The following is an 11,300-nucleotide window of genomic DNA, read 5'->3' as shown; positions in this document are numbered from 1 at the left end:
GCTCACCAGATCGGTTCCTAGCGTGGCGTCATGACCGTCCGGCGCTATGAGATCCGTCTCGAGGGACACCTCGACGGCCGATGGTCGGCGTGGTTCGACAGCTCGAGTATCAACCACGAGCCTGACGGCACGACCCGGATCGATGCGTCGGTGGTGGACCAGGCCGCGCTCCACGGCCTGCTGCTCAAGGTGCGTGATCTCGGCGTGCCGCTGATCTCGGTCACTCGCCTCTGAAGGGTTTGCGGGTACACAGGTAGTAGCCGTAGGTGGCGACAGCCAGGCCGGCGCCCCAGACGAGATAGGCCGGGACCGCCACCCAGAAGAAGGCGTCCGGCAGGCCGATGTCGCCGTACACGGGCTCGCCTTGGACTGCGGCGGCGATCATTTGCAGGAGGCCGACGCCGAAGTACGCCGTGATGCCGCCACCGAGCCCGGCACCGGGGAGCAACAGCATCCACCGCGGGAAGAGCCGGCCGACGCGATAGACCAGCAGCAGCGGCAGAACGATCCCGGCGAGCAGGAAGCCGGCTTCGAACAGGATGAGCGAGAGGCTGGCGCCGTACGGCGTGCTGTCGAATCCGACGACTGCTTGCGCGGCCAATCGGATCAGGCACCCGGCGACGGCGACCCACGCGCCGATCACGGCCCAGGTCGGGATTTCGTCGAGCGAGCGGCCTGGGCCGAGCCGACGCTGGTGAGTCAGCGCGGTTCGGCCGAGAAGCGCGGCGCCTCCTAGGGCAGCCAATCTGCTCAGCATTCCCGGCAGATCGAACGGGATGCCCAGACCGGGCAGCACGCCGCCGACCACATCGAGCAACGCCATCCCGGCGGCTGCCACCCAACCGGCCGCGAGCACCCACAGCGTCCTGATCAGGAACTTGCTGCGCGGTCGCCGACCGAGCGCGAGCACTGCCGCGGCACTGACCACACATCCCAGCACCGCCGGCCAGTCGGGAATCAGCAGGTCGCCACCGGGGAACTTCCAGTCCGGCGCGTGCCCGGTCGCGAACCACACGCGCACACAGCCGTACGCCGCTGCCCACGTCAGGACCGCCCTGCTCATTGGCGTTCGGGCGAGGTCGGTCGTGGGCGCGATCAAGGTCATGCGTCCAGCCTCGATCAGGCGGCCGGGACAGGGATCACTCCCGCGGGGGAACTGCCTCCATCGCAGGATGGAGCTGTCTCAGCGGGCGTCGTCGTACAGGGTGCGGAGAGCGCGGAGGAAGGTCTGGCGGTCGGCGGGTGGGAGCGCCGCGAGCATGCGGTCCTCGTGCGCGCGGATGCCTTTGCGAACGGAGCGTCGTACCCGGCGGCCCTTCGGGGTGATCGACAGCAGCCTGACCCGGCGGTCGTTGGGGTCCGGCGTCCGCTCGATCAGGCCGGCGTCCTGGAGTTCGTCGAGGGTGCCGATGATGCGTGACTTGTCGGCGCCGATCGCCTCCGCGAGCGCGGCCTGGGTGCGGACCGGGGTGTCGTCGAGCGCGGTCAGCACCGAGTATCCCCACATCGAGACCTCGTGCTCGGCGAGCACAGGCGTCTCCACCGCGATGAGGGCCCGCACCAACGGATACAGCATCGCGGCGAGGTCGGGGCGTTCGTCGCTCACGGTGGGAAAGATAGCACTGGCGCAATCATATGCGGGCGCATATGATCAGCGCATGCCTACAGTTGATTACGTATCCCTCGACGCACAAGCGGTTCAGACCAGCATCGACCTGGTCGCGCGTGTCACCACCGACGACCTCTCCAAGCCGACTCCCTGCCGCGCCTGGACGCTCTACGGCCTGCTGGCCCACATGGCGACCCAGCACTACGGCTTCGCCGCCGCCTCCCGCGGCGACGGCGACGAAGCCGTGTGGAAACTCCGCGACCTGGGCGACGATCCGGTCAAGGCGTACATCGACTCAGCGGAACACGTCCTCGCCGCCTTCGCCGAGGACGGCGTCACCGAACGCACCTTCCCGCTGGCGGAGTTCGGGGCGTCGTTCCCCGGCAACCAGGCGATCAGCTTCCACTTCATCGACTACGTGGTGCACTCCTGGGACGTCGCGCAGAGCCTCGGCACCACGGTCACCTTCACTCCCGAGGTTCTGGAGGCGGCGTTAGCCGTAGCCCACATCGTTCCAACCGGCGACGTCCGTCTGAGCCCGGGCTCCCCCTTCGCCCCCGACATCCCCTACTCCGGCACCGATCCTCTGAGCCAAGTACTCGCGCACCTCGGCCGCAATCCCGCCTAGTCTTCACAGCCGACGCCGTCGTTGTCGCGGTCCAGGTCGTAGATGTCGCTTCCGATGACTGTGACCGGACCACTCACGTACTCAGGTCCGTTGCCGCTTCCACCGGAACAGTCGACGTCGCTGGCGATCGGCACGCATCCGCTGTAGTTCGGATCGCACCCCGACGACTCCTCTTCCTCCTCGACCTTGGTACCGACCGTCGTCACCTGGGTCCGCGGCTGCCTGGCGACCTCCTGCTTGAGCAACTCCTTCGCGGTCTGTACGCCGTTGACGAATGTCACCTGATACGTCAGCCGATGCGTTCCGTTGACGCCTTTGGTCGTGACGACCCTCTCGCCTTTCGGCAGCGACGAATCCGTCACCGTCTTCTTCTTGAACGGAATAACCCGAAACTCCACCACAGTCTTCTTCGTCGTCGTCACCGTAGGCTTCGGCTTCGGCGTGGCGACCGGCGTCGGCGTCGCAGCCGCTGTCGGCGTGGGTGTCACCTCAACCCGGCTACTCGCAATCGCCGCCGGCTCCGCGACACCCGCCGTACGCTCCACTCCACAACCACCGGCGGCCAGCACCACGGCGGCCCCCAGCACAGCACAGAACAAACGCACAATTCCCCCCAACCCGCCGCAGTTCCCCCCACAGCAGGATTGTCAGCACCCGGCCTCCCCGGACGATTTCCGATCCATACCATCCATCGACCGAGCCGGTCGAGACCCCAGCACACACCCGCACCGAACCGAATCACTCTCGTGACGAATAACTGCCGGACTCAAACATTTGCTGGAAAAGCGCTCTATTTGTGGAGGTACGCAACGGTTGTCAGCGTCAGGCGCGGTCGCCGGTGAGGATGTGGATGCCTATGGGGCTGATGGTGTGGCGGACGGCGGAGCCTACTCGGCGGGTGGTGACGAGGCCGGTGCGGTGCAGGACTCGGGCGTGTTCGCTGGCGGAGGCGAGGGAGATACCGGCTCGGGCGGCGAGTTCGCTGGTGGAGCAGGCGCCGGCCGAGATGGTCCGGAGTACGGCGGCGCGCGTACGGCCGAGGAGGTCCGCCAGGGCGCGTTCGGGGTCGGCGCGTTGTTCGGCGGATCCCGACCAGGCCGGGTCGTGGTTCACCGGGTACACCAGGACCGGCGGCAGATCCGAGTCGGCGGGCATGATCGGGTGCCGCCAGCAGAAGAACGACGGGACCAGTCGCAGACCGCGGCCGCGGAGGTAGAGGTCGCGGTCGATGTGCTTCATGTCGACGTGGAGTGTCGGCGCCAGCCACTGCATCGCCGGATGCAACGTCGCCGCGAGCGTCTCGAAACCGCCCTTCGACACCGTGTCGCCGTGGACCTTCACGTCCCGGGCGATCGTCGTCGACATGGACGGCAACTGCGGCGCGATCTTCGTCCGGTGGAACGTCTTCAGCCCGTGACAGACCTTCTTCAGTACGTCGGGATCACCCGCCGCGAGCCGTCGAGTCCACGGCGGCAACCGCACCTCGTCCGCCAGCAGGCGCAACTCACTCTCCAGGCGCGCTTGTGGAGTCGCCGCGACCGCCGCCAGGCCGGCCTCGAGCCCGTCGACCGATTCGGCCGGCGTCAAGAAGTCCGGCGAATAGCCCACCGGTGGCGCGAGCACGAGCAACTCGCGTTCGAGCGGGGTCAGCCGGGCCAGGGAGCGTTGCCGCCAGGCCCCGAACACCGCCGGTTCGTCATCCGTCTGCAGCATGTGCATGCCGAGCAGCACTTCCCACAACGGATCCGGGTCGCGGCCGATCGTCGTACGCGCCAGGTCGGCACAGCCGAAATGAATCCGGAAACCCATCGCCATCCTCCCCCGAGGAAATGGGCACGCCAGTGAACACACCCCCAGCGTGACCACTTTGACCTATCTGCAGCACCCAGCGTAACCGGGGCCGGGGGTCATGCGCGGCCCCGACCGCGAGTCAGGCGAGGGCCTCGGCTCCGACGAGGGCGGCGAGGACGAGGCCGACGACGAAGCCGATGGCGCCCAGCACGACCAACGGCCCGGCACTGATCGGCGGCTCCGGGACCCGCTGGTCGAAGATCGCGAACAGCCGATCCTCGGCCGGACGAACCTCCTGCAGCAGGACCGTCGAGGGGTGCTTGAAGATCTCCACTGCCTCGACCGCGGTCTGAGCGGCCACGACGGCACCCCGGATCACGCCGACGACCACGGCACCCGACGCCAAGGTCAGGACCCCGATCAGCGCCAGCGTCGTCTGGGCCATCCCGGTCTCGGAGAACAGTGTTCTCCGCATGGCCGAGAACGACCACAGGCCGAAGAATCCGAGCACGGCCGAGGCGAGCCCGGCCGCCACGAACACCTTCGCCAACGGATTCTGGATCCGCACCACCGCCGCGAACGCCTTGGCGTCCCTGGCCAGGTCCTCCGCGCCCCGGGCCAGTCCTTCGTACGTCGCCAGTGCGTCCGCCCGGGCTCTCAGCTTGACCGCGATGACGATCCGATCGGCGAGGTCCAAGGTGCTCGCCTGGTCCAGGATCTCTTTCCAGGCGCTCACGACCTCGTCGTGCGACGGCGCGATGGCCGCCCGTTCCACGACACTCATGCCTGCCCCTTACGCCGAGCGCGCCTCCCCAGCGCGATCGCCACCCCTGGGCATGAGCTTACGCCGACCCTCCACTCACGAACAGTCACCGAACGTCAGCTCTTGACCGCCCCCTGTGTGATCCCGTTGACGAAGTTCCGCTGGAAGGTGAGGTAGACGAGCACGATCGGGGCGATCACGATCAGGCTCGCGGCCGACAGCAGCGGGATGTTCGTCGAGTACTGCCCGACGAACAGTCCGAGCCCGGCAGGCGCCGTACGGCGGTCCGGATCCTGCATCATCACCAGCACCAGCAGGAACTGGTTCCACGACCACATGAAGTAGAGCACCGACAGCGTCGTCACCGCGGGCCAGGAGATCGGCAGCAGGACCCGCACCAGTACGGCGAGATCGCGGGCACCGTCGACCCGCGCCGCCTCGACGAGCTCACCGGGCAGACCGGAGAAGTGCGACTGCATCCAGTACACGCCGAACGGCATGAACAGGGCGACCTCGGCCAGGATGATGCCGAGGTAGGAGTTGGTCAGGCCGACCTGCTGCAGGTTGTAGTACAGGGCAACGACCACGAGCTCGACCGGCAGCGTCAGCCCCAGCACGAACCCGCCCGACAATGCCCGATTGCCCCACACTTTAAGGACTTCCAGCCCGTACGCCGCCAACGTCGCGAGCACAGCCGCGAGAGGTACGACGCATGCGGCGATCAGCAGGCTCGACCGCATCAGGTTCGTGAAGTTGCCCTGCTCCCAAGCCAGCTTGAAGTTCTCCCACGACCAGTGCTCCGGCAAGCTGAGCCCACTGACCTGCTCACTCGGCGAGTGCAGCGCGGTCAACACGATCCCGACGAGCGGCAGCAACACCATGGTCGCCATCACGATCAGAACGCCGTACCGAAGTGTGCGCATGCTTATCGACCAACCCTTGCAACCCGGCGGATCGTGGTCACGATGGCGACGACGAGGACGGTCAGTACGACGGCCAATGCGCTGGCGGCACCGATTTGGCTTTCGTTGAAGGCCAGCCGATAGACGAGCAGACCGGGGACGTTCGTCTGCCCGGCCGGACCGCCGTTCGTGGTCACGAAGACCAGGTCGAAGCTGGCCAGCGCGGCGATCGTGGTGATGACGCCCGCGATCGTGACCTCCTCGCGGACACCGGGAAGCGTGACGTGGCGGAACGTCCGGAACGGCCCGGCGCCGTCGAGGGTCGCGGCCTCGTAGAGCGCGGTGTCGATCTTCTGAGCACCGGACAGGAACAGCATCATGCAGAGCCCGCTCATCACCCAGGTGCCGATCAGGCCGAGAGCGATCAGGGCGAGGTCGTAGTCACCGAGCCAGGCGCGGGTGACGCCGCGAAGCCCTACGGCGGTGAGGATCTGGTTGATCACACCGTCCTCGCTGTAGAGCCAGCGCCAGGTGATGCCGACGGCAACCAACGGCAGCACCTGCGGCAGGAAGAAGACGACCCGGAAGAACGTCATCCCGCGCCGCACCTTGCCAAGCAGGAGCCCGGTCATCAGCAGACCGACGACCACCGGAACGAAGGAGAAGAAGACGATCAGCACCAGGCTGTGCAGGATCGCCTCGTACAGCGTCGGATCCTTGAAGATCCTGGTGTAGTTGGAGAAACCGGCCCAGGTCGGCGCGAGGATGCCGTCCCAGTTCAGGAACGACAACCGGACGGTGTTGAGAGCCGGCCAGATCGCGAACCCGAAGTAGACGAGCAGCGCGGGCAGGACGTAGACCCACCCGCGCGCCCGGCGTCTACCCACCATGATGGGCAGCCCACGACTCCTGCAGGGACGCGAGGAACTGGTCGGTCGTGGTCGTCCCGTTGATGATGCCCTGGATCCCCGGCGTCAGCTTGTCGATCATGCCGGGCGAGGCGAAGTCCGGGAACGGCACAATCCCGTTGCGCTGGGCAATCGGTGCGAACTGCTGGGCGATGTCGCCGCGCAGACCGGTCGCGCTGAGCTGGGCCTTGGTGTCGACCGGCATGAAACCGCCGGCGAACTGGATCTGCGCGGCCTCGGGTGAGCTCATGTAGTCGAGGAAGGCGGCGGCGACGTTCGGGTACTTCGTCTTGGACGAGATGGCGTACGCGACACTGGCACCGGAGGCGACCTTCACCTCACCGCCGGCCGGGTTCGGCATCGGGAAGAAGCCGACCTTGTCCTTCAGCTGCGTCTCCAGCGCGGAAGCGGCCCAGTTGCCGGTGACCAGGAACGCACTCTTGCCCTGGGCAAAGTTCGCCTGGGCGTCCGGATCCGCGGTCGCGTTGGCCGACTTGGCGACGTACCCCTTCTCGACCCACCGCTTCAGGGTGTCGGTGGCTTCCTTCGCCTTGTCGGTCTGGATCGTCGCGCCCGGCTTGCCGTAGACCCAGGCGCGGTAGTCGTCGACCGAGCCGATCACGTTCAGCAGTGCGTTCCAGAGGTGGAATCCACCGACCTGGAGCCCGCCGACGCTCAGCGGAGTCCGGCCCTTGCTCTTCTGGACTTCGAGCTCCGCTTCGAACTCCGCCAGCGACGTCGGCACCTTGGACACCATCGACTTGTTGTAGAAGACGCCGAGGATGGACAGTCCGCCCGGTACGGCGTACAGGTTGCCGGTGCCGAACTGCTTGGCCGTCTGGTCCGACTTCAGCACTTCGAGACTGGCCGGCGGGAACTTGGTGTCCCAGCCGTAGGCCTCGGCGTACGGGTTCAGATCGAGGATCAGCTTGGCCGGGACGAGCGTGTTCATCGCGCCCGGGTTGTACTCGGCGATGTCCGGCGGCTGGTTCGACGACATGGCCAGCTTGATCGACTTGATGTAGTCGTTGAACGGCGTCTGCTGCGGCTTGATGGTGACGTTCGGGTACTTCTTCCGGAAGCCTTCGATCAGTGCCTTGGTGGGCGGATCGTCGGTGTAGGCGAGGGTCAGCGTGACCGGATCGCTCGGGATCGTCGTGGCGACGGACGCCTGCGTCGCCGGCGCGGCCTGCGGTCCGCCGGTGCCCGCGCAGGCCGTGGTGGCGAGTACGGCGGCGGCCCCGACTGCTATCAGCTTTGCTGCAGTCCTACCCATGAGCTTCTCCTTCGGGGATGGCGGCCTGGTGTGGCTCGGCCGGTAGCGGGCCGCGAGCTGCTGCTCGGCGGATGCTGCTTCTGACGCGTTCGAACCGGGTCCGCTCGATCTCCACCAGGCAGTGGTGCAGAGCGCCGTACACGACGGCGTCGTCACCGAGCGAGGAGACGGCGAGCGGGGGCTGGTTCAGGGCTTGGTGCTCCAGGTGGCCGCGAATCGCCTCGAGCAGCGGTTCGCCACACCGGGCCATCGGGCCGCCGATCACGACGAGCTGCGGATCGAGGATCGACCGGATCGCGGCGACACCTTTGGCGAATCGGCCGGCGACGGTCTCGATAGCGCTGACGGCGGCCGGGTGTTGCTTGCTGTAGGCATCCAGTACTTCGTCGAAGGTGCCCAGGCCGGCGAGCCGCACGATCTCGTCGGCGCCGACCCAGTCCTCGAACGGACCCAATCCGTCCTTGCGGGTCTCACCGGCCAGCAAGTCGAGGAAGCCGATGTCACCGGAGTCGTTGGACGCACCGCGATACAGCTCGCCCTGCATCACGATCCCGGCGCCGACGCGCTCGCCCCAGTGGATCATCACCACCGAGTCCTCACGCCGCTGCGCACCACGCCACCGCTCGCCCTGCGTCGCCAGCTTCACGTCGTTGTCGAGATAGACCGGACACGTGAGTACGTCGCTCAGCCGCCGTACGACGATGTCGCCGGCCAACCCCGGCATGCTCGGGATGAGCTTGATGACCTGGGCGTCCAGGTCGACGATGCCCGGTGCTCCGACGGTGGCGAACCAGATGTCGGCGTCGGCAATTGTCGCCTGCACTGTGGCAATGAGCGCCTCGACGCCCTCCGCGCCGCTTGTCCCAGGGTCAAGCTGGACCGTGTTCGTCGCGATGACGGCGCCGGCCAGGTCTGACAGCGCCACGCGGACGTCCTGCGGGCTGATCGACAGCCCGAGTACGGAACCGGCCTCGGCCCGGAACCGCACCCGCTGCGCCGGCCGCCCCACCTTCGTCGCGTTGCGCTCGGGCGCGCTGAACTCGACCAGCCCCTCGGCCTCGAGCGCAACCAGGGAACGCGTGACGGCCTGCCGGCTGAGGCCGACCTTCTTGGCCAGCGCGGACACGGTCATGCTGGACTCGGTACGGAGCTGCCGCAGTACGGCGTCCGCGTTGATCCCGCGCATGAGCTCGGTGCCCACGGCGACCAGTTCGTCCATCATCACCCTTCCCGCTGCGCTGTCCGGTGTGCGAGGGTATTTATTATGGATCGCACGAAACTAACTCCGTCAAGCGATCAGCACCCTTGGATTTCCACCCTCGAGGGGCTCGCCCAGCGTGTCCTCGGGGCTTCCGTCATGTTCGCCGGGCTGCCGGGCGGTGGGCGTCGGTTCGAGTACGTCGCTCGTCGCGGGGAGTTGACGGTCGCCGCCACGGACGGAGTGAGCGCGGCCGTCGGGCTGCACGACTACCTGCGGAAGGTGTGCGGCCGCTCGGTCAGCTGGGACACGCCGCTGCCGCTTTCGCTGGGGCCTTTGCCGGACTGCGCCTCGACTCGCGGTGAGGCGCGGGTGACCGAGTTCTACTACCTGAATTTCTGCACCTTCAGCTACACGATGCCTTACTGGGACTGGGCGGAGTGGGAGCGCGAGATCGACTGGATGGCGCTTCACGGCGTCACGATGCCGCTCGCGCTCACTGGCCACGAGGCGGTGCTCTTGGAGGCTTACGGTCGGCTGGGTCTGTCTGATGAGGCGATCCGGTCGTTTCTCGGTGGTCCTGGGTATTTGCCGTTCCAGTACATGGGCTGTCTCGACAGCTTCGCCGGACCGCTTCCGTCGTACTGGATCTCCTCTCATCTCTCACTGGGCCGGCGGATTCTGGAGCGTGAGCGTGCCTTCGGGATGACGCCGGTGCTGCCCGCGTTCACCGGGCACATCCCGCGGGCGCTGGCTCCTGATCGGGTCACGCGGCGTGAGTGGCAAGGGTTCGAGACTTGGGTGCTGGACGCGGCCGATCCGCTGTATGCCTCGATTGGGAGCGAGATCGCGCGGGTCCAGGTTGAGCTGCTCGGAACCGACCACCTGTACGCCGCCGACCCGTTCATCGAGATGATCCCGGTCGATGCCGATCCGTCGTACCCGGGAACCGTCGCGGCCGCGACCCTCGCCGGCCTGCGCGCGGCCGACCCTTCCGCCGTTTGGTTGATGCAGGCTTGGCCGTTCTCCTACCAGCGTGCGTTCTGGACCGAGGCTCGGGTTGCTGCGTTCCTCGACGCTTGTGACGGGATGATCGTGGCCGATCTTTGGGCTGAGCGGGACCCGGTGTGGCAACGGTTCGACGGCTTCGGGGACAAGCCTTGGTTGTGGTGCGGGCTGCTCAACTTCGGCGGCCGCACGGACCCTGCGGCCGACCTCTCTGCCGTTGGTGTAGGTGTTGAGGCTGCGCTGGCGTCGTCGCATCCGCCTGTGGGCCTCGGCCTGTCGATGGAGGCCATCCACAACAACCCGGTCTTCTTCGAACTGATCGCCGACCTCGCCTGGAACCCCGTCGACCTGGAGGACTGGCTCGACTCGTGGGTCGCGTGTCGCTACGGGAGCCAGGTGCCCCTGCTCCAGAAGGCTTGGCGCGGGTTGCTGGGAACTGTGTATTCCTGCGAGATCCCGATCTTTCCTGAACACTTCCACGGTGTGCTGACGACGCGGCCGTCGTACCACTCACCCTCAGAGATCCAGGCGGCGCTCTGGTACGACCTGGCTGACTTGCATGACGCCTGGGGCGCGATGATCACCGCCGCCGAGAACGACCCATCCCTGCTCGACGGTCCGCTGGCGCCGGACCTGATCGCAGTGGCCATCGCGTACCTGACCCGGATGGCCGACCACTACTACCTCACGGACCAGTCGGCCTTCCTCACCCTCTTCACCGACCTGGACCGCCTACTCTCCACCCACCCCGACTTCACCCTCGCCAACTGGGAAGCCAAAGCCCTCCGCTGGGCCCAAACCCCCGAGGAACGAACCCTCTACCAACGCAACGCCCGCCAGATCCTCACCGCCTGGGGCCCCACCCCCCACCTCAACGACTACGCCGCCCGCCACTACTCCGGCCTGGTCACCCCCTACTACCTCTCCCGCTGGTCCACCCCCACCACCAACCAGGACCACCTCACCCAGACCTTCCTCGACTCCGAACTCCCCCCACCACCCCCAACCAACCTCCTCACCCACTCCCGCCACCTCCACACCACCCACCCCCACCCCCAAACCCCTGGACAAACCTGACACACTATTCCCCTCACCCTCGTGAGAGGGCCTCTAGCTCAACTGGCAGAGCAGCGGACTTTTAATCCGCGGGTTGTGGGTTCGAGTCCCACGGGGCCTACCAAACGCCCAGGTCAGAGCACACATGACCGCGCCGGCCA

Annotated in this window: 12 protein-coding genes and 1 tRNA gene; 4 read left to right on the top strand and 9 right to left on the bottom strand. The window is 67.0% G+C overall.

The window, feature by feature from the left end; translation table 11 throughout:
- The first annotated feature begins 30 nt into the window (after positions 1–30).
- Complete coding sequence (locus tag V9K99_RS21775) at positions 31–234, top strand: hypothetical protein (protein ID WP_337010429.1); 204 nt, start codon at positions 31–33, stop codon at positions 232–234.
- Here V9K99_RS21775 and V9K99_RS21770 read toward each other — a convergent pair.
- Positions 221–1,105 (bottom strand): hypothetical protein, encoded by an 885-nt coding sequence (locus tag V9K99_RS21770; protein ID WP_337010431.1) that lies wholly within the window; start codon positions 1,103–1,105, stop codon positions 221–223. The two genes, V9K99_RS21775 and V9K99_RS21770, sit on opposite strands and share 14 nt — an antisense overlap.
- A 78-nt stretch (positions 1,106–1,183) precedes the next feature.
- A complete protein-coding gene (locus V9K99_RS21765; RefSeq protein ID WP_337010433.1) occupies positions 1,184–1,606 on the bottom strand; it encodes a MarR family winged helix-turn-helix transcriptional regulator in 423 nt (140 codons plus the stop codon).
- A 52-nt stretch (positions 1,607–1,658) separates the two neighbouring features.
- On the opposite strand from V9K99_RS21765, the gene V9K99_RS21760 reads away from it, so the two are divergent.
- Entirely contained in the window at positions 1,659–2,237 is a 579-nt protein-coding gene (locus V9K99_RS21760) for a TIGR03086 family metal-binding protein (protein WP_337010435.1), read from the top strand.
- Here V9K99_RS21760 and V9K99_RS21755 read toward each other — a convergent pair.
- From V9K99_RS21755 to V9K99_RS21725, 7 genes are all read right to left on the bottom strand, one after another.
- Complete coding sequence (locus V9K99_RS21755; protein ID WP_337010437.1) at positions 2,234–2,824, bottom strand: G5 domain-containing protein; 591 nt, start codon at positions 2,822–2,824, stop codon at positions 2,234–2,236. The two genes, V9K99_RS21760 and V9K99_RS21755, sit on opposite strands and share 4 nt — an antisense overlap.
- A gap of 235 nt (positions 2,825–3,059) precedes the next feature.
- Entirely contained in the window at positions 3,060–4,046 is a 987-nt protein-coding gene (locus tag V9K99_RS21750; protein ID WP_337010439.1) for an ArsR/SmtB family transcription factor, read from the bottom strand.
- 121 nt (positions 4,047–4,167) lie between these two features.
- A complete protein-coding gene (locus tag V9K99_RS21745; protein WP_337010441.1) occupies positions 4,168–4,812 on the bottom strand; it encodes a hypothetical protein in 645 nt (214 codons plus the stop codon).
- 95 nt (positions 4,813–4,907) lie between these two features.
- Positions 4,908–5,714, bottom strand: coding sequence for a carbohydrate ABC transporter permease (locus V9K99_RS21740; RefSeq protein ID WP_337010443.1), 807 nt, complete (start codon positions 5,712–5,714; stop codon positions 4,908–4,910).
- A 2-nt stretch (positions 5,715–5,716) separates the two neighbouring features.
- Positions 5,717–6,583 carry a carbohydrate ABC transporter permease gene (locus V9K99_RS21735; RefSeq protein ID WP_337010445.1) on the bottom strand — a complete coding sequence of 289 codons (867 nt, stop codon included), beginning with the start codon at positions 6,581–6,583 and terminating at the stop codon, positions 5,717–5,719.
- A complete protein-coding gene (locus V9K99_RS21730) occupies positions 6,573–7,877 on the bottom strand; it encodes an ABC transporter substrate-binding protein (protein WP_337010447.1) in 1,305 nt (434 codons plus the stop codon). The genes V9K99_RS21735 and V9K99_RS21730 overlap by 11 nt, the downstream gene beginning before the upstream one ends.
- Positions 7,870–9,099 (bottom strand): ROK family transcriptional regulator, encoded by a 1,230-nt coding sequence (locus V9K99_RS21725; RefSeq protein WP_337010449.1) that lies wholly within the window; start codon positions 9,097–9,099, stop codon positions 7,870–7,872. The genes V9K99_RS21730 and V9K99_RS21725 overlap by 8 nt, the downstream gene beginning before the upstream one ends.
- Before the next feature lie 135 nt (positions 9,100–9,234).
- Between V9K99_RS21725 and V9K99_RS21720 the strand changes: the two genes are divergently transcribed.
- Both V9K99_RS21720 and V9K99_RS21715 read left to right on the top strand, forming a co-directional pair.
- Entirely contained in the window at positions 9,235–11,160 is a 1,926-nt protein-coding gene (locus V9K99_RS21720) for an alpha-N-acetylglucosaminidase (protein WP_337010451.1), read from the top strand.
- A 27-nt stretch (positions 11,161–11,187) separates the two neighbouring features.
- A tRNA-Lys gene (locus V9K99_RS21715) sits at positions 11,188–11,263 on the top strand.
- Positions 11,264–11,300: the final 37 nt, after the last annotated feature.

Origin of the sequence: Kribbella sp. CCNWLW201 (assembly GCF_037203805.1) — a bacterium.
Lineage (GTDB): Bacteria > Actinomycetota > Actinomycetes > Propionibacteriales > Kribbellaceae > Kribbella.
Note: the sequence above shows the minus strand (reverse complement) of the source record. Positions and strands in the feature narration are given on the sequence as shown.